This window comes from Marinobacter psychrophilus (assembly GCF_001043175.1).
Lineage (GTDB): Bacteria > Pseudomonadota > Gammaproteobacteria > Pseudomonadales > Oleiphilaceae > Marinobacter > Marinobacter psychrophilus.
In genome coordinates this window covers 169,258-193,171 of record NZ_CP011494.1, presented here as the reverse complement: position 1 = coordinate 193,171, position 23,914 = coordinate 169,258, and the positions used below count along the sequence as shown (strand labels likewise).

Annotated in this window: 22 protein-coding genes; 8 read left to right on the top strand and 14 right to left on the bottom strand. The window is 55.8% G+C overall.

The window, feature by feature from the left end:
• Window positions 1-2 precede the first annotated feature (2 nt).
• The 3 genes from cobD to cobU are packed head-to-tail and all read right to left on the bottom strand — an operon-like array spanning window position 3 to window position 2,502.
• The gene (cobD, locus tag ABA45_RS00830) at window positions 3-1,022 is read right to left on the bottom strand and encodes a threonine-phosphate decarboxylase CobD (protein ID WP_048383663.1); all 1,020 of its coding nucleotides are present in this window, start codon (window positions 1,020-1,022) and stop codon (window positions 3-5) included.
• Window positions 1,022-1,984, bottom strand: coding sequence for an adenosylcobinamide-phosphate synthase CbiB (gene cbiB, locus ABA45_RS00825; protein WP_048383661.1), 963 nt, complete (start codon window positions 1,982-1,984; stop codon window positions 1,022-1,024). Before cbiB ends, cobD begins: the two co-directional genes overlap by 1 nt.
• Complete coding sequence (gene cobU, locus ABA45_RS00820; RefSeq protein WP_048383660.1) at window positions 1,984-2,502, bottom strand: bifunctional adenosylcobinamide kinase/adenosylcobinamide-phosphate guanylyltransferase; 519 nt, start codon at window positions 2,500-2,502, stop codon at window positions 1,984-1,986. The genes cbiB and cobU overlap by 1 nt, the downstream gene beginning before the upstream one ends.
• A gap of 177 nt (window positions 2,503-2,679) precedes the next feature.
• Between cobU and cobT the strand changes: the two genes are divergently transcribed.
• The 4 genes from cobT to ABA45_RS00800 all read left to right on the top strand — a co-directional run bounded on the left by cobT (window position 2,680) and on the right by ABA45_RS00800 (window position 7,726).
• The gene (gene cobT / locus ABA45_RS00815) at window positions 2,680-3,771 is read left to right on the top strand and encodes a nicotinate-nucleotide--dimethylbenzimidazole phosphoribosyltransferase (protein ID WP_048383659.1); all 1,092 of its coding nucleotides are present in this window, start codon (window positions 2,680-2,682) and stop codon (window positions 3,769-3,771) included.
• Complete coding sequence (locus ABA45_RS00810; RefSeq protein WP_048383658.1) at window positions 3,764-4,378, top strand: histidine phosphatase family protein; 615 nt, start codon at window positions 3,764-3,766, stop codon at window positions 4,376-4,378. Before cobT ends, ABA45_RS00810 begins: the two co-directional genes overlap by 8 nt.
• Before the next feature lie 743 nt (window positions 4,379-5,121).
• Complete coding sequence (locus tag ABA45_RS00805; protein ID WP_048388535.1) at window positions 5,122-6,999, top strand: putative nucleotidyltransferase substrate binding domain-containing protein; 1,878 nt, start codon at window positions 5,122-5,124, stop codon at window positions 6,997-6,999.
• Window positions 6,989-7,726, top strand: a complete 738-nt coding sequence (locus ABA45_RS00800) for a 3'-5' exonuclease (protein ID WP_048383657.1) — start codon at window positions 6,989-6,991, stop codon at window positions 7,724-7,726. The genes ABA45_RS00805 and ABA45_RS00800 overlap by 11 nt, the downstream gene beginning before the upstream one ends.
• Before the next feature lie 47 nt (window positions 7,727-7,773).
• Here the strand turns inward: ABA45_RS00800 and msrB are convergent, their stop codons facing one another.
• The 5 genes from msrB to ABA45_RS00775 form a co-directional block, all read right to left on the bottom strand.
• The gene (msrB, locus tag ABA45_RS00795; RefSeq protein ID WP_048383656.1) at window positions 7,774-8,982 is read right to left on the bottom strand and encodes a peptide-methionine (R)-S-oxide reductase MsrB; all 1,209 of its coding nucleotides are present in this window, start codon (window positions 8,980-8,982) and stop codon (window positions 7,774-7,776) included.
• 95 nt (window positions 8,983-9,077) lie between these two features.
• Entirely contained in the window at window positions 9,078-10,562 is a 1,485-nt protein-coding gene (locus tag ABA45_RS00790; RefSeq protein WP_048383655.1) for a sensor histidine kinase, read from the bottom strand.
• A 2-nt stretch (window positions 10,563-10,564) separates the two neighbouring features.
• Entirely contained in the window at window positions 10,565-11,266 is a 702-nt protein-coding gene (locus ABA45_RS00785; RefSeq protein ID WP_048383654.1) for a response regulator transcription factor, read from the bottom strand.
• 200 nt (window positions 11,267-11,466) lie between these two features.
• On the bottom strand, window positions 11,467-12,864 hold the full coding sequence (locus ABA45_RS00780; RefSeq protein ID WP_048383652.1) for a sodium-dependent transporter: 1,398 nt from the start codon (window positions 12,862-12,864) through the stop codon (window positions 11,467-11,469).
• A 116-nt stretch (window positions 12,865-12,980) separates the two neighbouring features.
• Window positions 12,981-13,856 carry a carboxylate/amino acid/amine transporter gene (locus ABA45_RS00775; RefSeq protein ID WP_048388533.1) on the bottom strand — a complete coding sequence of 292 codons (876 nt, stop codon included), beginning with the start codon at window positions 13,854-13,856 and terminating at the stop codon, window positions 12,981-12,983.
• Window positions 13,857-14,051: 195 nt separating this feature from the next.
• Between ABA45_RS00775 and ABA45_RS00770 the strand changes: the two genes are divergently transcribed.
• Window positions 14,052-15,458, top strand: coding sequence for an MATE family efflux transporter (locus ABA45_RS00770; protein WP_048383651.1), 1,407 nt, complete (start codon window positions 14,052-14,054; stop codon window positions 15,456-15,458).
• Here ABA45_RS00770 and fghA read toward each other — a convergent pair.
• Together fghA and ABA45_RS00760 are read right to left on the bottom strand one after the other, a co-directional pair.
• Entirely contained in the window at window positions 15,419-16,276 is an 858-nt protein-coding gene (gene fghA / locus ABA45_RS00765) for an S-formylglutathione hydrolase (protein WP_048383650.1), read from the bottom strand. The genes ABA45_RS00770 and fghA overlap by 40 nt on opposite strands.
• Window positions 16,277-16,315: 39 nt before the next feature.
• Complete coding sequence (locus tag ABA45_RS00760) at window positions 16,316-16,747, bottom strand: CBS domain-containing protein (protein WP_048383649.1); 432 nt, start codon at window positions 16,745-16,747, stop codon at window positions 16,316-16,318.
• Window positions 16,748-16,907: 160 nt separating this feature from the next.
• Here ABA45_RS00760 and ABA45_RS00755 point away from each other — a divergent pair, with 160 nt between their 5' ends.
• The gene (locus ABA45_RS00755; RefSeq protein WP_048383648.1) at window positions 16,908-18,254 is read left to right on the top strand and encodes an alanine/glycine:cation symporter family protein; all 1,347 of its coding nucleotides are present in this window, start codon (window positions 16,908-16,910) and stop codon (window positions 18,252-18,254) included.
• Window positions 18,255-18,400: 146 nt separating this feature from the next.
• Here the strand turns inward: ABA45_RS00755 and ABA45_RS00750 are convergent, their stop codons facing one another.
• The 4 genes from ABA45_RS00750 to ABA45_RS00735 form a co-directional block, all read right to left on the bottom strand.
• Entirely contained in the window at window positions 18,401-19,183 is a 783-nt protein-coding gene (locus ABA45_RS00750) for a MetQ/NlpA family ABC transporter substrate-binding protein (RefSeq protein ID WP_048383647.1), read from the bottom strand.
• Between the two features lie 39 nt (window positions 19,184-19,222).
• Window positions 19,223-19,900, bottom strand: coding sequence for a methionine ABC transporter permease (locus ABA45_RS00745; protein ID WP_007349191.1), 678 nt, complete (start codon window positions 19,898-19,900; stop codon window positions 19,223-19,225).
• Window positions 19,900-20,907 (bottom strand): methionine ABC transporter ATP-binding protein, encoded by a 1,008-nt coding sequence (locus ABA45_RS00740; protein WP_048383646.1) that lies wholly within the window; start codon window positions 20,905-20,907, stop codon window positions 19,900-19,902. The genes ABA45_RS00745 and ABA45_RS00740 overlap by 1 nt, the downstream gene beginning before the upstream one ends.
• 227 nt (window positions 20,908-21,134) lie before the next feature.
• Window positions 21,135-21,767 carry a hypothetical protein gene (locus tag ABA45_RS00735; RefSeq protein ID WP_048383645.1) on the bottom strand — a complete coding sequence of 211 codons (633 nt, stop codon included), beginning with the start codon at window positions 21,765-21,767 and terminating at the stop codon, window positions 21,135-21,137.
• Between the two features lie 233 nt (window positions 21,768-22,000).
• Between ABA45_RS00735 and ABA45_RS00730 the strand changes: the two genes are divergently transcribed.
• Window positions 22,001-23,146, top strand: a complete 1,146-nt coding sequence (locus ABA45_RS00730; RefSeq protein WP_048383644.1) for a lysozyme family protein — start codon at window positions 22,001-22,003, stop codon at window positions 23,144-23,146.
• Complete coding sequence (locus ABA45_RS00725) at window positions 23,137-23,898, top strand: sulfite exporter TauE/SafE family protein (RefSeq protein ID WP_048383643.1); 762 nt, start codon at window positions 23,137-23,139, stop codon at window positions 23,896-23,898. Before ABA45_RS00730 ends, ABA45_RS00725 begins: the two co-directional genes overlap by 10 nt.
• The last annotated feature ends 16 nt before the right edge of the window (window positions 23,899-23,914 follow it).

The following is a 23,914-nucleotide window of genomic DNA, read 5'->3' as shown; positions in this document are numbered from 1 at the left end:
GATTAATCACCGACGGCGCCCGCCAATGCCTTGTCCAGGCGGCACCATTCGTTCTCGTCTGGCGCCAGGCCGAAGCGCACCATACTTGGTTGTTCGAATACTCTTACCAGCACGCCTTGCGCGGCAAGACAGTCCGCCAACAAAGTTGGGGCTTCGGTGCGAACGGTATGGAACAACGCGCTTCCACCCATCGGATTCAATCCGGCTGAATGCAATATGCCTCTTAGCCTTTGAGCGCCGTTCTGCAAGCGAGCACAGGCTTGTTGCTGCCAGTTTATATCCAGCAGTGCCTGCGCCATTACGTGGCGCGCGGGACCATTCACCGCCCATGGCCCCAGCTTTTCCGTCAGCGCACCCGCAACATTCTTATCGGCAAGCACGAAGCCGGCGCGTATCCCGGCCAAACCAAAGAACTTCCCCAGTGAGCGCAGAACAATCAGGCCCGGGCGGCCGCTCTGGCAGGCCAGGCTAAAAGCGGGCGTAGGGTCCATAAACGCTTCGTCCAGCACCAGCCAACCACCGCGTTTTTGCAAACGCCGGTGCCAACGCAATAGCGTGGAAGGAGGAATAATTGCACCCGTGGGGTTGTTAGGATTGATCCATACCAGCACGTCAAGCTGATCCAACCAACGATCATCGCAACCCGAGGCACCGCCTTTGGTCTGCACAGGCTCAATGAGAACAATCTTGTGGCCAGCAGAGCGCCAATGGTGCCCATGCTCGCGATAGCCAGGTACCGGTATGCCTACACGACAGGGTTTGCGTAAGCCGGGCAGCGCCATAATGGCCGCTTGACTGCCTGCAACCGGCACACAGCCAGAAGCCAAAGGGGCGTCTGACCAATGACGAATAATCTCTTCCAGGCCGTCGTCTTGTTCTGGCAGACGCTGCCAAACTTCCGCCGGCAACTCCGGCACCGGCCACCCCGATGGGTTGATACCGGTCGATAAATCCAGCCACTGTTCACGGGGAATACCCCAGCGCTTTACCGCGTCATTCAAACGCCCGCCGTGCTGTAGCATCACAATCCCGCCACCGCGGCAACAAGGCCGCTTATGGCGAATATAACCGCCAACCAAAGCCAGGTGCCGTGGCGTACCAGTGCAATAGCCGCCTGAACAGTGTCGGCACTGGCCGGGTTAGTACCGCCCAGGTGCGGGCGCTGCTTTACGCCTTGCGGATAAGGTGACGGACCACCGAGTTGAACATTTAGTGCACCCGCGCCTGCCGCCATCACCGGGCCAGCGTTGGGGCTGTCCCATTGGGACGCCTGCTGTCGCCAGCAGCGCCACGCAAGCTTACGATTACCTAGCAGCGTGTACGTTAGCGCCGTAAGCCGCGCAGGCAGCCAGCCCATGACGTCGTCCAGCCGTGCAGCCGCACGACCAAAATATAAAAACTGCGGGTTGCGATAACCCCACATGGCGTCCAACGTATTTACAGCACGATGCACAATCACACCAGGAATACCACCCACTAAAAACCAGAACAGGCTGGCAAACACCGCATCCGCGCCATTTTCCAACATAGACTCGGTGGCCGCAGCTGCCACGCCCTGTTGATCCAGCGCACTGGCCTGGCGGCTGACAATGCGGCTGACCTGTTCCCTCGCCACATTCAGCTCGCCTCTTTGCAGCGGCTGTGCCACCGCCAGGCCGTGTTCTGCCAAGCCCCTGAGAGAAAGCGCAAAGTACAATGCAGTAGCCTGGACCAGCAGCAACCAAAAGCCGCTGAGCACAGCAGACAACCAGATTGTTAAAAGCAACAGGGGCAGCACCAGTGAACACAGGGCTAAAGTACCCAGAATAAGGCTACGCCAAGCCTTTTGTGGCGCGCCGTTAAGCAGCCGTTCCAAAGCACTGGCCAGAGCGCCAAAACCCGCCAGTGGGTGCAGTCGGCGGGGTTCACCCAATAATCGGTCCAGAGTGAGGCCCAGCAGGCAAACCAGAAAAGGCGCAAAAAAGGGAGAAAGAAAAGCAGCCATTATGACTTTAAAGTCACCGCCAAACCGGCGACGCTCATAACCACCGTGTCGCAACGCTCGGTCAGGGCCTGATTCAACCAGCCCAGTTCGTCGCCAAAGCGTCGGGTAAGAGGGTCCATGCCAATAATACCCAGCCCCACTTCGTTGCTAACAATAATCAGCTTGCCCGGGTACTGGGCCAGCTGAGTTAAAAACTGTTCCCGCTCCCACGCAAAAACCGTCTCGCCGGCGTGCAACAGATTACTCACCCACAGGCTCATGCAATCCACCAGTATGCACGGCGCTTTTTGGCCGGCGCTGGCATAGAGGGCAAGCACCGAGGCAAGGGCCAATGGCTCTTCACTTAAGCCCCAGTTAACAGGACGTTGCCGCTGATGGCGATCAATGCGCCTGCGCATTTCGTCGTCACCGGCGGTGGCGGTGGCGAGGTACACCACCTCGTCGTCAGTGTTGCAGGCAAGGCGTTCTGCCAACGCGGTTTTACCGGAGCGAACGCCACCAATAACCAGAGTGTGCATGTTGGTTTCAGTCCTCGGGGTGGAAAAGTAGGTGGTAGCCGGCAAACTGGTGGACTTTGAACTCTACCGGATCTGGACGACTCAGAGTATCATCCAACTTTTGCTGCCTCGACATCGGTTTTTATATTATTGGCCATTTCCGTGGCGCTACGCGTTTGCAGTTTACAGGTATTTATCATGTTATTTCCCGTCAGTTGGACCAACCCTCCCGCGCTTCCTTCCGCCCATTTTCTGGAACTTGCCATGCAGCGCCAGAACACGCTGACCAAGCCCGCGGGATCATTGGGCCAGCTTGAGGCCATTGCGACGCAGTTGGCCAGCATGCAAGGCTCCGAGCTGCCAACAGCCGACAAGATTCACATCAGCATATTTGCCGGCGACCATGGCGTTTGCGCGGAAGCCATTTCTGCCTACCCACAAGCCGTCACCGCTCAAATGATTGCTAATTTCGCCAGCGGCGGCGCCGCCATCAGTGTGCTGGCAAAACTCTTAGGTGCAACGCTGGAAGTGATCAACTTGGGTACTGTTACCGACACACCGGATCTACCGAGTGTCATTAACGCTCGTATTGCGCCCAGCACCCGTAACTTTGTAGAAATAGACGCAATGACCAGCCAGCAGGTCACCAAGGCCATACACTTTGGCGATGAGGCCGCCCAACGCGCGGCTCGCGCTGGTTGCCACCTGTTTATTGGTGGCGAAATGGGCATTGGCAACACCACGTCTGCGGCGGCTATCGCCTGCGCGCTGCTGAACAAAAACCCGATACGCCTGGCCGGGCCGGGTACAGGCCTGGACAGTGCCGGGGTGCGGCACAAAGCCGAAGTGATTATTCGGGCGCTGCAACGCCACAACGATGACCAAACCCCCATGGCGGTACTTAAAGCCTTTGGCGGCTTCGAAATTGCCGCTCTGGCCGGCGCCATTGCGGGCTGTGCTGCCCGGGGCATACCGGTATTGATAGACGGCTTTATTGTGTCGGTCGCCGCGCTGATCGCGGTGAGTGAACAGCCGGATATTCGCGCCTGGCTGTTGTTTTCCCATCGCTCGGCCGAGCCAGGCCACCAAGCTATTCTGGATGCATTGAAGGCCACACCGCTTTTGGACATGGGCATGCGGCTGGGCGAGGGCAGCGGTGCGGCGGTGGCGGTTCCGTTGATACGCGCAGCCTGCGCTCTGCACAATAATATGGCCAGTTTTGACTCCGCGGGCGTAAATGTTGGCCAGAATGATGCACCTCAATCCGGAGCGACCAACCGCAATGACTGACACCACCACAATTTTTGATGTAATCCGCCATGGCGAACCGGAAGGCGGGCCTATGTATCGGGGCAGTAAAGACGATCCTCTTAGCACCGCCGGGTGGCAGCAAATGCGCGATGCCATTACCAGCGCAGATCATTGGGACGTTATTGTGAGCTCACCCATGCTGCGCTGCGTTCATTTTGCGCGGGAACTGGCGGACCGCTATCAAATCCCCCTGCACCTTGATGACGACCTGCGGGAAATCAGCTTCGGCGACTGGGAAGGCCGCACTGCTGAAGAAGTCATGGCCAGCGATGGCGAACGCCTGAGCCAATTCTGGGCCAATCCGGTTGCCAACACTCCCCCCTCAGGCGAACCCGTCAGCGACTTTCAGACTCGGGTAGTGGCGCGTTGGTATCACTGGCAGGAGCAACTCGCCGGCAAGCGGGTGTTGATCGTTTGTCACGGCGGGATTGTGCGGATGATAGCAGCCGATGTGCTGCACATACCGTTGGAGCATGCATTTTCCGGGCTGAGCACACCCTACGCCTGCCGCAGCCGCATTCAGGTAAATACCTCCAGCTACGGCCGTTTTCAAAGCCTGATCGGGCACGGTTTAATCAGCGACTGACAGCTGGACTGCAATCCGCTGGTGGGTCTTATCGGCTTAGATGTTAAGAGCGATTTGCAGGGTACTGAAAATCAATCCGTTCTTTAGCCGGTATCGGTTTATAAAATAGTCGCCCTGAGCCAGATCACAATCTGATTTTTTAGCGTTATACCGTTGGCAAAGCTTCGATCTATTTTTACTACATCGAATGAATATTTCCGCAAATAACTTACTGGAGAACACCCTGCGCCAATAGCATTTCCATATTTTTTATCAACTTTAGGCTGATAATATACTTCAAATTCATTCTACTTTAGCGCGCTGTTCAGCGGCTCTTCCATTAAGAAGAAACGTCGGGGGATCGCTTTTCATACTGCTTGCAGCATATTTTCTTTAATAATAGCTTTGGCCCAAGCCTGCCTAACTTCATTCAAATCAAACAACTGACGGAGAGCATCCCTTGTAGCTGCTTGGTGAAGTAACCTACTTCTAATTTGGTTGCCTTTAAGTTAAACGGCACAGACACATATCTAGCGTTAGTCTAAACCCTAACAATAGATGTTGGCGCCAAGACCCTCCAGAAAATGTCAGGCCCGAGAAGTGCGACTCCATCGGGCAGGCGATCCGGCTTCAAGCCGGCGAAGGACAGCGATTTTATGGCTGTATTCCTCACCGCCAACCGCTTTAGCGCTATCACCCACGATCAAAGAGTGCTTTCTGCTATAGTTTTGGCCAAGCACTATTCAATCCACTTTGGGGGCTGCATGCAGGCTGAACTGATCGACATTCGTAACCATCTTCTACAGCATTCGCCGTTTAACGAGATGCCAGAGGAGTTGGTCAACCGTGTGACCGAAACCATCGAGATCGTTTATGCCCGTGCCGGCACCGAGCTTTTGCGCATAAATGATCCCAGCAAGGCCCTGTATTACGTGCGCAGCGGCGCAGTAGAGATTTTTCGACGCTCGGGCGAGCTGTATAACCGGATTGGTGAGGGTGACATCTTTGGCCAATTTGGCCTGATGATGAACAAACACGTGCGTTTTCCAGCTACCGTGCTTGAGGACAGCCTGATTTACCGTATTCCGGCAGAAACCTTCCATTATCTGTTCGAACAGGACGAAGGTTTTGCGGACTATGTGGAAATTGAAGACCGAAGCCGTTTGCGCTCCGCGGTATCGCGGCGTGAAAAATCCAACCAGCTGATGACCTCGCGGGTAAGCCGGCTAATTTCACGCAAAACCGTGTCTGCACCTTATACGGTTCGGCTGCAGGAAGCGGCCCGAATCATGACCGAAAACAGCGTGTCAGCGCTACTTCTGATGGAAGGGGAAGGCGACCAGGCGCGACTGAAAGGCATTATCACCGATCGCGATCTGCGCATCCGCGCGTTGACTGAAGCACTGCCGTCAGAAACACCGATTAGCGACATTATGACCGAAGGGCTGATCACCATACCAGCCAGCCACTATATTTTCGAAGCCATGCTGACCATGTTGCACAATAACGTGCACCATTTGCCGGTAATGGACGATCACGAAGTGCGCGGAGTGATTGCGCTGTCTGACATCGTGAAATATGAAAGCCAAAGCAGCCTGTATCTGGTCAGCAACATTTACCACCAAACCAGCGTAAAAGGCCTGAAGAAAATCAGCCTGGAAGTGCGCGACAGCTTCGTACGCATGGTGAATGAAGACGCAAACTCGCACATGATTGGCAGTGCCCTAGCGGGGATTGGCCGTAGTTTCACCCAACGGCTGCTGGAACTGGGTGAGGAGAAGCTGGGACCGCCGCCCGTGCCCTACTGCTTTATGGCCCTGGGCTCTATGGCGCGGGATGAACAGTTGGTGGTGACCGATCAAGACAACGCCATGATTCTGGACGACAGCTTTGTCGCAGAGGAACACGACGTCTATTTTCTGGAATTAGCGAAGTTTGTCAGCGACGGCCTGGCTGAGTGCAACTACACCTACTGCACAGGTGACATCATGGCTACCAATGAGCGCTGGCGCCAGCCACTGAGGGCCTGGAAAGCCTACTTCAGCGACTGGATCGATAACCCCCAGGCCAGGGCCCTGCTTAACAGCAATATCTTTTTCGATCTTGACGGTATTTACGGGGAAACCGATTTTGCCGAACAGCTAAAAACTCTGGTGGCGCAAAAGGCTTCAAACAGCCAGCGTTTTTTGGCAATGATGGCGCGCAATGCTCTGAATCGCACGCCACCTTTGGGCTTCTTCCGTAATTTCGTGATGGAAGAAGACGGCAAGCACGGCAAGACCTTCAATCTGAAACGCCGTGGCACGGCGCCACTGTCAGACCTTATTCGCATACACGCTTTGGCTTGTGGCTCCAAGGCTCAGAATTCGTTCGAGCGCCTGGACGCCATCGGCAAAACCCGCCTGATTCTGGACGATGGCATTGGTAACCTACGAGATGCTCTGGAGTTTATCGCCATTGTGCGTATTCGCCATCAGGCGCTGGCCATTGAAGCCGGGCGCGAGCCCGACAACAACGTGCGCCCGCAGGATCTTTCGCCTTTCGAGCGGAACCATCTGAAAGACGCCTTTCAGGTGCTCAGCGACGCCCAGAAATTTCTGAAATATCGCTATAACGCCCAGATTGCACGCAATGCCACTTGAATACATGGATACACCACCATCCCAGCCCTTTGCCAATGTGCCTTGGCCTGACCGCTATCAGACCCTGACAGAGGCCACTAGCAACCCCCTATTGAAGGCTTTTTACCAGGCCGGCTGCTGCGACGCGAATACGCCTTTGTCACAGGTGCCGATGGTGGCGATAGACTTTGAAACCACCGGTCTGAGCGCCACAGAACATTCCATCATCAGCGTTGGCCTGGTGCCGTTTACTCTGGAGGGTATTCAGCTCAGCGCCGCCCGCCACTGGCTGGTGAAGCCCAAGCTTGCCTTGCGCCAAACGTCGGTGACGATTCACGGTATTACCCACGCTGATCTGGAACAGGCACCAGATCTGGTCGACATTTTGCCGGAACTACTGGGATGCCTGGCGGGGCGGCTGCCGGTGGTTCATTACCGCGATATCGAACGGCCGTTTCTGGATGTGGCTTTGCTTCACCGATTGCAGGAGGGGATTCAGTTTCCGCTGCTGGATACTATGGCCATAGAAGCCCACCTGCACCCAAACCGCCGGCCCAACTTTTGGCAAACCTGGCGGGGCAAAAAACCGCTTTCTATTCGCCTGTCAGACAGCCGTTTACGTTATGGGTTGCCCCACTATGCCGCGCACAACGCGTTGATGGACGCCATTGCCACCGCAGAGTTGCTACAGGCACAAATCGCCCACCATTTTGGTGCGCAAACACCGGTGAGCGATCTATGGCTTTAAGTTCACGTTTTAAGGTCAGGCTTGACGGTGACGTCAGGCTGAAAGCCTTAGTTAACGGATTCTACTGCGTCAATAAAATCGCCGTAGCCAGCGTCGGCCATCAGCGCCAGCGGAATGAAACGCATAGACGCTGAGTTCATGCAGTAACGCTTACCGGTGGGCGCCGGGCCGTCATCAAACACGTGCCCTAAGTGGGAATCTGCATAGCGGCTGCGGATTTCAACGCGAGTCATAAAGAAAGCGCGATCTTCATGCTCCTTCACCATTTCCGGGGCCAGCGGGCGGGTAAAGCTGGGCCAGCCGGTGCCAGACTTGTACTGGTCACGGGAAGAAAACAGCGGCTCGCCAGATACCACGTCTACATAAAGCCCGGGCTCTTTGTTATCCCAGTAGGCGTTGTTAAACGGGCGCTCGGTGCCGTCTTCCTGAGTCACGTTGTACTGAACGCTGCTAAGCAACTTTTTCAGCTCGTCCTGCTGCGGCTTTAGAAAAGCCGCAGGGTTGAACCCTGCGATCGAGCCAGGTGCTTGTTCCGCGCTCGGCTCTGCGCCCGCGTTGCTGCTATTGCTACTGACAGCCGGTTTGAACTGGCTAAAGTCCAGCTCGTAGTCTTTGCCATACACGCTTTCAATAAACTGGTAGCGGCCAGAATTGAAGGTGTAGAGGTTATAGCGCACTGGATTCTTTTTGTAGTAATCCTGGTGGTAGTCTTCCGCCGGGTAAAAAGTGCCCGCCGGAACTATCTCGATCACCACCGGGTTGTCGTAAACGCCGGATTCCTGCAGGGCTTTTTTGGCTGCTTCAGCTTTCTGCTTTTCTTCCTGGTTGTGGTAGAAAATGGCCGGGCGATAATGGGTACCACGGTCTACAAATTGGCCCTGATCGTCAGTTGGGTCCATCATCCGCCACAAGCCCTGCAACAGCCCTTCATAGGTAATCTGCTGCGGGTCGTAATACACCTGCACGGCTTCGGTATGACCGGTACCGCCAGAAGACACCGAGCGATAGGTCGGGTTTGTGGTTTCACCACCAGTGTAGCCAGAGACGGCCTCTACTACGCCAGGGATTTTCTCGAAACCCGCTTCCACGCACCAGAAACAGCCACCGGCCACAGTCGCCACGGCCAGGTTCGAGTCGGTGGGCGCATAGGGGTTGCCTAAGACGGTGTTCTTTTGAGCGGAGGCAAAGGCTGCGTAAAACGCGCCGCTGGCCGCTATGACCACCGCAACAAGCACAGCTTGTAATTTGCGATTCATAAAAAAGCTCCTAGAAAGTAGTGTTCGATGATTATCCTAACCCTGAGGCATCACCAAAACGTTCCTATATTGTTACGAATTTATAACGGCATGGATTATTTTTCGTCGGCCAAAGGCAGCCAGAATAAAAATTCTGCGCCGCCAGCGGAGCGATTTTTTACCGTAATGCGGCCCTGATGCAGTTCTGCCATGCGCCGGGCTATGGCTAGCCCAAGCCCGGCGTGGCCGCTGCGGTTAGCACCGGGGGCCTGATAGAACGGAGTAAAAATGTGTGCCAGAGCCTGTTCATTAATTCCCGGGCCAGAGTCGGCCACGTGAATACTCACACCGCTTGCGTCTGCCGCTACGCTCACCCGCACTTTAGTGCCCGCCGGTGAGTGGCTAATAGCGTTGCTGATCAGGTTATCCAGCACCCGTTCGGTCATCGCGATATCAGCGTTCACAATGGCTGGCTCGATCGCGCCTATGCTCAGGCTGACGTCGTTTTGCACAGCACCGGGCGTATGCTTTTGCAGCACATCGTGCACCAGTTCGGCGACGATAAAGCGCTCCAGATTGGGCTGTTTTTCGCGAGCGTCCAGGGCGGCCAGCTCAAACAGCTCGTCAACCAGTTGGCCAAGGCGGCGGGTTTCCCCCAGGGCAATCGCCAGGAAACGGCGGCGCTGATCCAAGTCCAAGGAGTCTTGCTTGAGGCTTAGGGTTTCCAGATAGCCCTGCACAGCGGCCAAAGGCGTGCGCAAATCGTGTGATACCTGGGCTACAAGCTGGCGGCGCTGATGGTCTTTATCTTTCAACAACTCAAGCTGACCGGCAATACGCTGTGCCATGGCGTCAAAGCGCAAGCTCAGGTAGTCCAGATCGTCACCCCGCTCGCCGGGCACCTGCGACGGCTGCGGTTCTGAATCTCTATCTGTTTTTGCTTCAAAGCCTTCTACCCGGGCAGTCAGCCGGGTCAACCGCCGGGTCAGCAGGCGGAAAAACACCAGCCCTGCCAGCAGGCCAACCGCCAGGCTCAAGGTCAGGGCGCCCGCAGCCATTTTTAGCAAGCGGTTGCCGTGCACCATGCTTTCGGCAAAATCGTACTGCTGGCCCCGCAGCACCACATAGAGGTAACCGCTGGGGTTGTCGGCACTGGGCACTGGCGTCACCGAGAACACTTTACGGCGATCGTGGCTGCGGGGGTCATCGCCGGGCAATGGGTACATGTCAGGGTTGGTCAGCAATGTCTGAATCGGCTGCAAGGACACCTGATTACGTTTGATCTTGTCGGGATTGGCAGAAAACGAAACAATCCGGCCCTGCAAATCCAGCAGGTAGATTTCAATGCTGGGATTGATGCTCATGTACAAATCAAACAGGCGCTCCAGCTCGCCATAGTCAATTCGGTCACCGGTCACCAGATTACGGTCAGCGACTAAACGACTGGCCAAATCACGGTTGAGCTGGTGGTTTACCGCGGCACTGTATTCACGGACTGAGTAAAAACTCAGGGCGCTGAACAAGGTGCCAATCACCAGCAGCAGCAGAAACAGACCCAGGGCCAGACGGGCATAGAGTGTTCGCAACAGAGGTAGAGCCATAGTCAGTCCTGGAACCTGTAACCAACACCCCACACCGTTTGCACATAGCGCGGTTCGGCGGGATCGGTTTCGATTTTGTTACGCAAACGGTTAATGTGGGTATTCACCGTATGCTCGTAACCCTGATGATTGTAGCCCCACACCGCATCCAATAGCTGAGCGCGGCTGAACACCCGGCCGCGATGGCTGGCGAAATGCCACAACAAATCAAACTCACGGGCGGTCAGCTCTACCTCTGCATTGTTGACAAACACTCGCCGCCGCAGCGGATCTATGCGCAGGCCGTCTACTGCGATTTCACGGTTCTCTGGGGCAGCTGTGGCGCGGGCTGACAAGGCATCCACTCGGCGAAACAAGGCTTTTATGCGGGCCCCCAGTTCGGCCACGCTGAAAGGCTTGGTCAGGTAATCGTCGGCGCCCATTTCCAGCCCCAACACCCTGTCCAACTCGGTGCTTTTAGCTGTCAGCATCAGCACAGGCACGTAATCTGGCGCGGTGCGGATTTCACGGCACACCGCCAGGCCATCAAGGCCCGGCAGCATAAGGTCCAGAACCACCAGATCGATACCGCCCTGGCGAAAACGCGCCAGGCCGTCGTCGCCGCGATTGGCCAGCACCGGCGTCATGCCCAGGTCACTCACCTGCATACTCACCAATTCGGCGATGGCAGGGTTGTCTTCAATAATCAGTACGCTGCGTGTCATGGTGCTATGGCTCGTTTGTCTGGACTGCAGGACTAAGGAGTGACGATTTTTCAGTCTAACCCGAAAACGTCACAAACTCGTCACGCAGGCAGGCCACCAATAGAAAGCCAATGTTTGGCGGTTTACAAGAAGACTAATTCCAGCGCATAAAAAAGCCCGCAAAGCATCGCTGCCTTCCGGGCTTTTCACTTTTCCGCTATTTACCCTAACAGGTTATAAACAAACACAATGACAACCGCGATGGGCGTTACATAACGCAGCAGATTCAGCCACAACGCAAACGTGGCGCCGTGCAAATTCAAGTCTGCTTTCAGCGACTCTTTCGCCACAAACCAGCCTACAAAGATGGCGGTTAACAAACCAGACAGCGGCAGCAGGAAGTTGGCGGTGAAGTAATCCAGCAAGTCGAAAATGGTTTTGCCTTCAAACGCTGCGAACATACCCAGCGGGGTCACATCTGACCACACGTTCAGCGACAAAATCGAGGCAATACCCAACAGCCAGCACAGCATGCCCACCACAATGGCACTGCCAGTGCGGCTCATATTGGTATTTTCTTCCGCCCATTCCACCACAGGCTCCAGCAGCGAGATGCCTGAGGTCCAGGCAGCAAACAGCAGCAACACAAAAAACAGTGTGCCAAACAGGTCGCCCATCGGCATATTGCCGAACGCCAGCGGCAAGGTCTGGAAAATCAGCCCGGGGCCGGCGCTGGGCTCCAAGCCGTTAGCAAAGACCACCGGAAAGATGGCAAGTCCCGCCAGCAGGGCGACCGCGGTGTCCATCAGCGCTACGAAAACCATCGTGCGGCCCACTGGAACATCGTTACCAAGGTAGGAACCGTAGGCCATCATAATGGCCATACCAAGACTGAGGGTAAAGAACGCGTGGCCCAAAGCAATCAGCACGCCTTCAATGGTCAGCTTGGAAAAGTCTGGCGTAAACAGAAAACTGACGGCTTCGCCGAAATGGCCGGTCGTCGTCGCATAACCCACCGCAACCAGCAACAGCAGAAACAGTGCCGGCATCAAAACGGTCACGGCGCGCTCCAGGCCACCCTTCAAGCCCTGCGACACCACCAGTATCACCAACGCCATAAACACGGTGTGCCAAGCCAGCAACTGCACAGGGCTGGCCAACAGGCCGCCGAACAGATCACCAATGGACTCCGCCGTGCCGCCGGTGAAGTCGCCCATGGCCGCATGGCCAACATAAGACGCCGCCCAGCCACCGATCACCGAATAGAACGACAGAATGGCAAAAGCCGCGATCATGCCGATCACCGCTGAAATGCGCCAGACTGGCGATTTCAGATTGCGCTCAGCGACCAGGCGCATGCTGGTTATCGGGTTGTGACGGCCGTTGCGGCCAATGAACACCTCCGCCATCATGATGGGCACACCAATAACAGCGATACACAATAAGTACACCAGTACAAAGGCACCGCCGCCGTTCTCACCGGTTACATAAGGGAATTTCCAAATGTTGCCAAGGCCAACGGCAGAACCGGTTGCCGCCAGAATAAAGGCGAAGCGGGAAGACCAGAGACCACGGGACAAACCTGCGTTACTGCCCGAGGTCGTTTTCGACTGAGTCATGTTCTTGTCCTGTGCTTTGGGCTAAGGAATGCGTTTAAAAAGGATCGCCCTGGGTCAGGCCAGGGCTCTGGGGACGGGATTTTGCCAGCACTGGCCAGCTGATGCCAACCAATCACTCAAATTATGCCTCTAGCCCCGCTCCAGCGAGCCCGTAGCCACGAGTTCAGCCACAAAGACGCCAGAATGATAGCGCCGCCTACAGCCAGGCGAAGAATATCCGCATCGCGGTTCCAAATCAGCAGATTCACTAGTAAACCGGCAGGCACCAGAGCATTATTCATCACCGCCAGAGTGCCGGCGTCGACGTAGCAAGCGCCACGGTTCCACAGAAACAGACCCAGGCCCGACGCCGCCAGCCCTAGCCAGACCAGAATGCCCCATTGCGTGGGCGTGGCGGGCAGCTTGTCAGCGTTGCCAAAAATCAGAAACGATGGCAGCGCCACAATTAAAGCGCCAAAGAAAAAATAACCAAAGGTGCGCCAAGGTGGGATGGGCAAAGGGTAGCGTGCCATTACGTGTTTGTAACCCACTTGGCCCGCGGCAAAGGTGATATTGGCCACCTGCAGCAATAAAAAGCCGGTGATAAAGTCTTCACTCAGGCCATCATAACGAATAACGCCAGCGCCCAAGGTAGCCAGTACGGCCGCCACCAGCCCCGCCGGGGAAAAGCGTCGGTTCAGGGCGTCGTCCGCCAGGGTCACATACAGAGGAGTGAAGATGGTAAACAACAGTACCTCTGGCACCGACAGATAGCTAAAAGCTTGATACAGGCACACGTAGGTAATGCCGAACTGCAGCATACCGCTGACCAAAATGCCTTTTTTCAGCCCAGCGGGCACACCGCGCCAGCGGGTAAGCGGTAAAAATACCAGCGCCGCCAGAAACACCCGGGTAAGAACTGCGAAGTAGCTGTCTACCCTGCCCGCCAGAAACTCGCCGATCAAACTGAACGAAAATGCCCAGAGAACAGTAACAAATACTAGAAAGCCCATGCCCGTTACGCCTGCAAAAATGATGGACAACATGTTACCCACTTTTGCGATCGATTACAGGAGGCAAAAAAACTATGCGGATAATGCGCAATGCCCCTGAGCATCCAGATCCGGTAACATCCGCTCCCCGATAGACGGCCCCTGACTGGTCATTCAGAGCCGCCACCGAATTCGACCGTATTCCGGACAACTGTTATGGATGAACTGCACCAGCCACTGCCCGCTGTCCGCCAGCCTCTCGCTACGCGGGTACTGCTGGAATGGAAAACCTTGGCGGTACTTGGCGGGCCGATTCTGGTCGCGCAGGTTGCACAGATGGCAAACGGCGTGATTGACACCGTCATGGCCGGCCACGCCAGCGCCCAGGATCTGGCCGCCGTGGGTATTGGTTCCAGCTTGTGGATGCCATTGTTCCTGTTTTTTTGGGGCGTTCTAAGCGCCCAGCAGCCGATCATTTCCGGCTATAAAGGCGCCAACAAACTTCGGCGAATTATGCCGACGGTTTGGCAAGGGCTTTATATTGCCGCTGCTGCGTCGCTGATCATGATTGTTTTGCTCACAAATGTGCACCCGGTGCTGACCCGGCTGAAACTGGAACCCGCCACCGCCGGCATTGCCCAAGGCTACCTGGACGCCTTCGCCTGGGGTATTCCCGCGCTGCTGTTAATGACCTCTCTGCGCGGGCTGACGGATGGCTTGGGCCATACTCGGGTAATTATGGTGTTTTCACTGATCAGCACCCTGTTCAACCTGCCACTGAATTATCTGTTTATCTATGGCGGTTTGGGTATTCCCGCTATGGGGGGTGTCGGCTGCGGCTGGGCCACGTCACTGTCTAACGGTATCGCGGCGATCGGGCTGCTGGTTTACCTGAATCGCAGCCGGGTCTATCAGAACTTCCGTCTGCTGGCCTATGTCGCCCGCCCCAATCCGCGGGTGCTGCACTTCGTGCTGCGGCTGGGTTTGCCCATTGGTTTTACTATCTTTGTTGAAGCCAGCCTGTTTTCAGTGATCGCACTGTTTCTGGCACCGTTAGGGCCAGTGGTGGTGGCCGGGCACCAGATTGCGTTAAACGTGGTGTCTTTGTTGTTTATGCTGCCGCTGAGCATGGGCATGGCCATCACCTTGCGAGTGAGTTTTCTGGTGGGCGCGGGCTCGCCCGAGTCTGCGCGTCTGCTATCACGCAGTTCGATTATTTTGGCCGCCTTTATTTCGCTGCTGTTTGCGATTGTGCTGTTTGTATTCCGCGCGCCCATTGCCGCGCTTTATTCCAGCGACCCCGAAGTGCAGGCGGTCAGCGTTACTCTGTTGATGTACGCCGCTTTCTTTCAGGTGGCGGATGTTATTCAGGTTACCTGCATCAGTGGCCTGCGAGGCTATAAAGACACACGCATTCCGATGATCATCATGCTGTTTTCATTCTGGGTGGTGGGTATGCCGCTGGGCTATGCGCTGGCGTTTACCAGCGTTCTGGTGCCGGCAATGGGCGCCGCGGGCTTCTGGCTAGGTCTTACCGGCGGGCTGATCTCCGCCAGTATACTAATGGGCTGGCGCCTGTTCGGCTACAACTGGGGCTGGGCCAAGCCCAAAGCTTCGGCGTGATGGTGCAGATGATCGTCAATAAAAGATGCAATAAAGAAATAGCTGTGGTCATAGCCGGACTGCATCCGTAGGGTTACCGGATGGTTAACGCTGTGGCAAGCCCGCACCAGCGCCTGTGGGTTAAGCTGCTCTGCCAGAAATTGGTCCGCAGTGCCTTGGTCAATCAGTAATGGCAAGCGTTCCTGGGCATCCGCAATAAGCAGGGTGGCGTCCCACTGGTTCCACTGCTCTTGGTTACCACCAAGATAGCCCGCAAAAGCTTTCTGACCCCAGGGGCACTCCACCGGGTGGGCAACGGGTGCAAACGCCGATACCGACCGGTAAAGCCCCGGGTTTTTAAGCGCGCATATCAACGCTCCGTGACCCCCCATGGAATGGCCGCTGATGGATTTTTCAGCGCTAACGGGCAACTCGCTTTCTACCAGTTGGGGCAGTTCCTTCACTACGTAATCGTACATCCGGTAGTGGGGCGCCCAAGGCTGCTCTGTGGCATTCACATAAAAGCCTGCACCGCTGCCAAAATCGTAGCTGTCGTCTTCCCCCGGCAAATTGACGCCCCGCGGGCTGGTATCCGGGCACACAATCGCCAAGCCAAGCTCAGCGGCCAGTTTCTGTGCACCGGCTTTTTGCATGAAATTTTCATCATTACACGTCAGGCCTGACAGCCAGTACAACACGGGCACCTTACGGCCCGGCTCTGCCAGCGACTGCGGCGGTAGGAATATAGAAAACTCCATCTGGCATTCCAGCGTCGCGGCGGTGTGGCGGTAACGGCGGTGCTCGCCGCCAAAGCTGGCATTGGTTAAAAGCAGTTCCATGGTGTCCTCTGTATCAAAGTATTTATAAAAGCCTAACGCTCATTCATCAGAGTTGGCAAACTTTGGCGTACCCACCTTACAGCCTGATTTTACAAGGTGGTCTAAAATGGCGCTGCGGGTGACTATGCCCACCAATTTGCCGTTGTCCACAACCGGGTACACTTTCGGCTTGCCCGCGCCAAGTTTTTGCGCCAGATCGACAACGCCCAAGTCTGGCGACACCGTCACCGGTTGGAGGATCATCACCTCGCGCACCGCGGGTTCGCCTTCGCAGTGATAGTTGCTTACCAGCAACGCATGAATGCAGTCTTGCTCAGATACAAACCCAATCAATTTGCGCTGACTGTCGACCACCGGCAAGCCGGTTACGTGATTTTCCGATAAATGACTAACCACGCGACTGATTAACCATTCGCCGCGCACCGGCTCTATGTGGTTCCACATTACGTCTGAAACATTCATTGAACGCATAATCAAATCCTGTGTGGTGAACCCAGATTCGTCTCAGACCGACGCAACCTACGCAAACGGCCCACTGCCTTGCAATTCAACTTTTTATGTTGATAGTCTACCAACGAAAATGCCCTCCATCCCAATAAAAAGTTACAGCACACTCGCAGGAGAGTCCTTAATGCCCGCTATTGAAGCCTTTATGTCCCAACTCAACAATCTGGTTTGGGGCCCGCCCATGCTCATTATGATTTTGGGCGTTGGGCTTTTTTTAAGCCTCGGCCTGAAACTGATGCCCATATTTAAGCTGGGCGCCGGTTTCCGCTTGATGTGGCAGGGCCGCAAGTCCATCGGCGACGACGCAGAGGGTGACATTCCGCCGTTCCAGGCGCTGATGACGGCGCTGTCGGCTACTGTAGGCACCGGCAATATCGCCGGCGTGGCAACCGCAGTGTTTCTGGGTGGCCCAGGCGCGCTCTTCTGGATGTGGCTGACCGCGCTGGTGGGCATGGCCACAAAATACTCGGAAGCCGTGCTGGCCGTGCGTTTCCGCGAAACTGACGGGCGTGGAGTCTATATGGGCGGCCCCATGTACTACATCCGCAATGGTCTGGGTAAGAACTGGGCCTGGCTGGGCGTACTGTTTGCGATATTTGCCGCCATTGCCGGGTTTGGTATTGGCAATACGGTACAGGCCAACTCGGTGGCCGACGTGATAGAAGCGAGCTTTGGCGTACCCCACTGGGTAACAGGCCTGGTGTTGATGGTACTGGTGGGTATGGTGCTGATTGGGGGCATCAAGCGTATCGGCCAAGTCGCCAGTGCCCTGGTGCCGTTGATGGCAATTTTTTACCTGATGGCGGGCCTTACTGTGCTGGCTATTAACGCCGCCGAACTGCCTGCGGCTTTTGCGCTGGTGTTCAAGCACGCGTTCAGTCCGATTGCCGCCGAGGGTGGTTTTGCCGGCGCCGCGGTATGGGCAGCGTTACGCTTTGGTGTGGCTCGGGGCATTTTCTCCAACGAGGCTGGTCTGGGTTCCGCACCCATCGCCCACGCTTCAGCAAAAACCAATAGCCCCGTTAATCAGGGCATGGTGGCCATGCTAGGCACCTTCATTGACACCATCATAATTTGCACCATCACCGGCATGGTGATTATCACTTCTGGTGTATGGACCTCTGGTGTATCCGGCGCCGAACTGACCTCTATGGCGTTCGAATCTGCCTTGCCAGGCGTCGGTAACTACGTGGTCGCCATTGCCTTGGCGGTTTTCGCTTTTACCACTATTTTGGGTTGGTCGTTCTATGGTGAGCGCTGTATGGAGTTCCTGTTCGGCGCCCGCGCCGTTGTGCCCTATCGTATCGCCTGGATTCTGGCATTACCCGTTGGCGCTACCCTGAATCTGGGGTTTGTATGGCTGGTGGCAGACACCCTGAATGCGATGATGGCACTGCCAAACCTGATTGCGCTGTTGCTGCTGAGCCCCGTGGTTTTCCGTTTGACGCGAGAGCATTTCGAGCAGCGGTGAGTAGCTGCATATGACTCCAGACCCGACCTCCAACTGATCTGGCGATTAAACAGCGCTGTTTGCATTTCTATAAATGCAAAAAGGCCGGGCTGCTAACGCAGCCCGGCCTTTTTTTATATCAATAACACATCAGAATGCATGTGCTCTTAAAAAATGGGAACCACAGCTCCCTGATACTTCTCGTAAATAAAGTCTTTCACGTCTTCAGATGTCAGCGCAGCTGACAGCTTCTTCATCGCATCGCTGTCTTTGTTGTCTGGGCGTGCCACCAAAATGTTGACGTAAGGTGAATCCGAACCTTCGATAATCAACGCATCTTTGGTCGGGTTCAGGCCAGCTTCCAGCGCGTAGTTGGTGTTGATCAGCGCAACGTCTACCTGATTCAGGATCCGCGGCAGGGTAGCGGCCTCAAGTTCCTTGAATTCCAGATTCTTCGGGTTGTCGGCGATATCACGCGGTGTCGCGGTGATTTTGCTGCCTTCCTTCAAGGTGATCAGTCCGGCTTTTTGCAGCAGCAAAAGGGCACGGCCGCCGTTGGTGGGGTCGTTAGGAATGGCAACCACGCCGCCGTCTTTCAATTCGTCCAGGGATTTAATTTTGCTGGAGTAAGCGCCAAAAGGCTCAACATGAACACCGGCAACCGTCACCAGGGTGGTGCCACGACCGGCGTTAAACTCGTCCAGGTACGGCTGGTGCTGAAAGAAGTTGGCGTCCATGGCCTTCTGGTCGACCTGAACGTTGGGCTGGATGTAGTCGGTAAATACTTTTATGTCTAGTTCTACGCCCTGTTCGGCCAGCATCGGCTTAACGAATTCCAGAATTTCAGCGTGGGGGACCGGAGTCGCAGCAATGCTGAGCTCTTCGGCGCTGACAGCGGCAGAGAAAGTGGCCGCTGCAGCCAGGGCAATCAGGGTCTTGTTGAAGGTCATCGGTGTTCTCCTCGGGTGAATCTAAAGGTTAATTCGCCGCTATTTACGACTGAAATGTATAACTAGACGATCGCCCAGCATTTGCAGCAACTGTACGAAGATAACCAGCAATGCCACCGTAATAACCATCACATCCGTCTGGAACCGTTGATAACCAAAACGAATGGCCAGGTCGCCCAGGCCGCCACCGCCAATCACGCCGGACATGGCGGCGTAGGACACCAGGGTAATCGCGGTGACGGTAACGCCGGCGATAATGCCCGGGAGCGCTTCCGGCAACAAGGCGCCGAAGACGATTTGCCGCACGTTGGCACCCATAGCTTGGGTGGCTTCGATAATGCCGCGGTCTACTTCGCGCAACGAGGTTTCTACCAGGCGGGCAAAGAACGGTGCACCGCCGGCGACCAATGGTGGTATCGCTCCCGCAACGCCCAGGGAGGTGCCTATCATCATCACGGTGAACGGAATCATCACAATCAACAGAATGATAAACGGCACCGAACGCAATACGTTCACGACAAACGACAGCACTGCGTAAGCTAGGGGCTGTTCCAGCAGCTGGCGTTTACCAAACAAAAACAGCAACACGCCGATGGGCAGGCCAATCACCACGCTGAACAGCAGCGACATGGCCACCATAATCAGTGTGTCCCAGCTGGCAATGCCGATTTCGACCCAGTCTACGTTGCTTAGTAAATCCTGCATCAGGGCTTCCATCAGTTCATCACCTCTACGTGCACATCTGCGGCTTCCAGCGCCGCCATTGCCACGGCCAGGTCGCCACCGACCAGCGCTAGAGTCAGCTGGCCGTAGGGCGTGTCTTTGATATGGTCAATACGGCCGGAGATGATGCTGAAATCGACACCGGACTTGCGCGCCACGCTGCCCAGTAACGGGTCGTAGGTAGACTCGCCTTTGAAGGTCAGGCGCAGAATGCGGCCTTTGGCCTTTTTAAAATCCTGCTGCAATTCCAGGCTATCGACATTTTCACTTTCGAAGACAAAGTCGCGAGTGGTGGGGTGTTGCGGGTGCAGAAACACATCGCTCACCGGCCCCATTTCCACCACGCGGCCTGCGTCCATCACCGCAACCCGGTCACACACCCGGCGCACCACGTCCATTTCGTGGGTGATCAGCACAATGGTCAGACCCAGCTCGCGATTGATGTCGGCCAACAGTTTCAACACTGACTGGGTCGTTTGCGGGTCCAGCGCACTGGTGGCTTCGTCGCACAGCAAAATGGTGGGCCGGCAGGCCAGAGCTCGGGCTATGCCCACTCGCTGTTTTTGACCGCCGGAGAGTTGGGATGGGAATTTAGTGGCGTGTTCAGACAGGCTGACCAGCTCCAACAATTCCGCAACCCGCTGCTGAATCTCGGTTTTTGTGTAGATGCCGGCCAGCTTCATAGGAAAAGCGATGTTGTCGTTCACCGTCTTCGATGACAGCAGATTAAAGTGCTGGAAGATCATGCCAACATTGCGGCGGAAGGCGCGCAACTGGGCGGCGTTATAATGGGTAACGTCTTCGCCATCGATCTTGATGCTGCCGCCGGTAGGGTGTTCCAGCAGGTTAATGAGTCGCACCAGGGTGGATTTACCAGCACCGGAATGGCCGACAATGCCGAACACTTCGCCGGTTTCAATAGCAAAACTGGTGGGGTGCAGCGCAGGTATGGCCTTGCCCCCCACCCGGTAGGATTTCTCTATCTGGTCAAATACGATCACGGATCAACCTTGTTGCGCCTTGGGCGTCAGTGTCTTGTCGGTGCAAATTTGGAAGGCCGCGATTATAGACTATTCGCTGATCAAACCCGAGTCCGCATTAACCGGCTGAGGCTCTCTATAAAAACTCACGGAAACTCTCGATCGGAACTGACCGAGGCTTTAGATAGAAACCGGCTGAGGCTCTGCGCCTAAGCCGGCTAACGCTCGTTCCACTAAAACAATGGCACTTAGTGCAAGGCCCGCAACTCACGAGGGTAAAGCGCGGCGCTTACCTCCGGCTCTTCCAGCAAATCTGAAAGTTGGCGGTCGGTGGCGGTTTCCTCGCCTTCGTTAGGCAGTGGGTCGAACAGGGTGCTGAGCCACGATGCAACCAAAGGCGCCTCATCACGCTGATAATCGGTAGACAAGGCTTTGATTTTACGGAAACCAATAATGCGCTGATGCCGTGGGTCGCGGATTTGCTCGAAACCGCGCCAATAGATGTGGTCACGGGTGTGTAATTGCACAAACAGGGTGTCAATGGGGCCATCCGCCTCATCTTCCTCATCCGCTTCGATGTCGTTCTCGCCATTGGGATCTGTGCCCGCAACAGAGTCCGTCGCCGGCCCTGACTTTTTGTTGCGGATGGTGGTCCAGGCCGGGTAAAGCACCGCTACCGCGTCAGCTTCGACATGCTCGCGCGCAGCGCGAAGAATGAGCCCCCAACGGGCTTTGTCGGCGTCGGTTTCCAGAGATTGAATGGGTAAATCGTAGCTGTGTTCGCTGGCCAGCACTATGGCCATCATTGGGGCATCTAACTCTCCCATGGCTTCCGCCTGGGCGACCGATACCAGTTCTTCGATTGCCATCGGTTGGTTCATAATGCTCTAGCCTCCTCGATGCCATCAGAATAAAACAGGGAGAACCGCACTCCCCATCAATCAGCATAGCCTGTTACAACATGGAAAGATAAACGTGAGGGCGATAACAGCAAATCACAAGCCCCGGTAAAACAATGAATCTGCTTTCAACAGGCATCACTTTTGCTATTGTGAGCCCACATCCGTACCTGTAACAACGTTGGCCGGCCAAAGGGTCAATATCCAGTTTCTCAATATACGAAGCCGCCTTTATGAAACGTTTCTTTTTCTCCATAACTCGGCTATTACTGGCGGCCCTTCTGGCAACGCTGCCATGGCTTTCCAACACTGCCACTGCCAGCCCCGGCAAAGCCGACACCTGGACCGATGTGGTGCGCGCTGCTCCGTACTGGTCCAGCCAGGGCGTCTATCGCAACGTGCTCACTGTTCGCAGCTGGGTATTGAACGAGTCGAGCTACTGCACCCACCAGAACCGCCATATTTTTTACGATATGCGCGGCCAGTTTTTAGGCTGGAGTGAAGACGCTGACACCGTCGAAGCCAACCAACAGCAGCTCAACAACACCCGTCAGGAAATGTTCAAGGATGGCCGCAGCAGCGCTTGGGCCGTCGGCGCAGCGGATGTGACAGGGTATCCATTTGCACTGGCCTGCGACCAGCCTCACGTTGATCTTCCCGGCTCCATTGCCCGCTACCTTGGCCTAAAAGAGGAAGATCGCCTGTGGGGCGCATGGGATGACATCAAGGTAGGCGGCCAGGGCGATTCAGTGTCGCTGCACAAAACGCTGATGGCCGTGTACAAAAAGCGCAATAGTCAGCAACGTTTAAGTGAACTCCCGCCGGCGTTACCGCGCTATTTGGCCGGGCAATTACTGATCGAAAGCGGCGCCCAAACCCGAGCCCATTCAACGGCCAACGCCCGCGGCATCATGCAATTGTCGCCTGCAGCGCTATCAGACTGCCGTATTTCACCAAAGAATTACTGGCACAGGCTGGCACAGATGGACTGCGCTCTTCAGTTGAGCAATCAGAACGCGCGTAATTTACGCCCGGCATTTACCGACCGCTTCGGTGAGTTACCCGCGCAAAAACGCGATGAACTGTTCAGTTTATTGCTGGTTCAGGCCTACCACGGCGGTGCGGGACGAGTGAAAAGCCTATTGCAAGATGAGCTGCTGAGCCGGCCTGCGGAATACTTTGCGCGCCACCAGGCCCAATATTCCGCGGGGGATATCGCGTTCGGAATGATTTTCCACAACTTGGGGCGGGATCGTTTTGGCCTGTCGTCACTGTATTACGTGGCGGATGTACAGCTGGCCACGGAGGCCCTGTGTGAAAGCCCCAAGCTGAAAAACTCCGAGTTCTGTCAATGGAAATAACGCTGCTGCCAGATGGCTTGGCCGCAGGTGTCGCTCTGCTGCTGTTACTGGCCTCGGTGCTCGGCTCGATGATCAGTGCTGGTCTGGGTGCCGGCGGCGGCCTGTTGCTGATCGTTATTATGGCCAGCTGGATGCCCCCGGCCGCCATTATTCCGGTGCACGGTCTGGTGCAGTTGGGTTCGAACTGTGGCCGAGCCGCATTGACCTGGCGCCATATCGACTGGAAAGTGGTTGCCGCTTTTGCTCCCGGCGTCGTGCTTGGAGCCAGCCTGGGTGCGTGGTTACTGGTGGATTTACCCGCTCAAATCTGGCAGCTGACCATTGCACTGTTTGTGCTGTTTTTGTGCTGGGGACCCAAACTGCCGAAAGCCGCCATCGGCACTCCAGGAATTGTTATAGCCTCGGCGTTTACGAGTTTTATCAGCCTGTTTGTCGGGGCCAGCGGACCACTGGTCGCAGCGTTTATCAAACAGATTCACCGCGACCGCTTTATTACCATTGCCACGTTTTCAACCGCCATGGCTCTACAACACGCGCCGAAAGCCCTTGTCTTCGGACTGACCGGGTTTATGTTAAGTGACTGGCTGGCGTTGATCGTGGCGATGATTGGCTGCGGCTTTATCGGCACATGGCTTGGTCTGCGCCTGTTGAATGCGTTCAGCGATCAGCGCTTTGGCATGGTGCTGAATCTGCTACTGACAGCCTTGGCTCTGCGTCTGCTTTGGCAGGCAGGTGCCGCGGGCGCTTGGTGATAAATGATATCCGCAG

What these genes read in the sequence shown, in the direction of transcription:
- cobD (WP_048383663.1), bottom strand. Translation starts at nt 1,022, where the DNA reads ATGCTACAGCACGGCGGGCGTTTGAATGACGCGGTAAAGCGCTGGGGT.
- cbiB (WP_048383661.1), bottom strand. Translation starts at nt 1,984, where the DNA reads ATGGCTGCTTTTCTTTCTCCCTTTTTTGCGCCTTTTCTGGTTTGCCTG.
- cobU (WP_048383660.1), bottom strand. Translation starts at nt 2,502, where the DNA reads ATGCACACTCTGGTTATTGGTGGCGTTCGCTCCGGTAAAACCGCGTTG.
- cobT (WP_048383659.1), top strand. Translation starts at nt 2,680, where the DNA reads ATGTTATTTCCCGTCAGTTGGACCAACCCTCCCGCGCTTCCTTCCGCC.
- ABA45_RS00810 (WP_048383658.1), top strand. Translation starts at nt 3,764, where the DNA reads ATGACTGACACCACCACAATTTTTGATGTAATCCGCCATGGCGAACCG.
- ABA45_RS00805 (WP_048388535.1), top strand. Translation starts at nt 5,122, where the DNA reads ATGCAGGCTGAACTGATCGACATTCGTAACCATCTTCTACAGCATTCG.
- ABA45_RS00800 (WP_048383657.1), top strand. Translation starts at nt 6,989, where the DNA reads ATGCCACTTGAATACATGGATACACCACCATCCCAGCCCTTTGCCAAT.
- msrB (WP_048383656.1), bottom strand. Translation starts at nt 8,982, where the DNA reads ATGAATCGCAAATTACAAGCTGTGCTTGTTGCGGTGGTCATAGCGGCC.
- ABA45_RS00790 (WP_048383655.1), bottom strand. Translation starts at nt 10,562, where the DNA reads ATGGCTCTACCTCTGTTGCGAACACTCTATGCCCGTCTGGCCCTGGGT.
- ABA45_RS00785 (WP_048383654.1), bottom strand. Translation starts at nt 11,266, where the DNA reads ATGACACGCAGCGTACTGATTATTGAAGACAACCCTGCCATCGCCGAA.
- ABA45_RS00780 (WP_048383652.1), bottom strand. Translation starts at nt 12,864, where the DNA reads ATGACTCAGTCGAAAACGACCTCGGGCAGTAACGCAGGTTTGTCCCGT.
- ABA45_RS00775 (WP_048388533.1), bottom strand. Translation starts at nt 13,856, where the DNA reads ATGGGCTTTCTAGTATTTGTTACTGTTCTCTGGGCATTTTCGTTCAGT.
- ABA45_RS00770 (WP_048383651.1), top strand. Translation starts at nt 14,052, where the DNA reads ATGGATGAACTGCACCAGCCACTGCCCGCTGTCCGCCAGCCTCTCGCT.
- fghA (WP_048383650.1), bottom strand. Translation starts at nt 16,276, where the DNA reads ATGGAACTGCTTTTAACCAATGCCAGCTTTGGCGGCGAGCACCGCCGT.
- ABA45_RS00760 (WP_048383649.1), bottom strand. Translation starts at nt 16,747, where the DNA reads ATGCGTTCAATGAATGTTTCAGACGTAATGTGGAACCACATAGAGCCG.
- ABA45_RS00755 (WP_048383648.1), top strand. Translation starts at nt 16,908, where the DNA reads ATGCCCGCTATTGAAGCCTTTATGTCCCAACTCAACAATCTGGTTTGG.
- ABA45_RS00750 (WP_048383647.1), bottom strand. Translation starts at nt 19,183, where the DNA reads ATGACCTTCAACAAGACCCTGATTGCCCTGGCTGCAGCGGCCACTTTC.
- ABA45_RS00745 (WP_007349191.1), bottom strand. Translation starts at nt 19,900, where the DNA reads ATGGAAGCCCTGATGCAGGATTTACTAAGCAACGTAGACTGGGTCGAA.
- ABA45_RS00735 (WP_048383645.1), bottom strand. Translation starts at nt 21,767, where the DNA reads ATGAACCAACCGATGGCAATCGAAGAACTGGTATCGGTCGCCCAGGCG.
- ABA45_RS00725 (WP_048383643.1), top strand. Translation starts at nt 23,137, where the DNA reads ATGGAAATAACGCTGCTGCCAGATGGCTTGGCCGCAGGTGTCGCTCTG.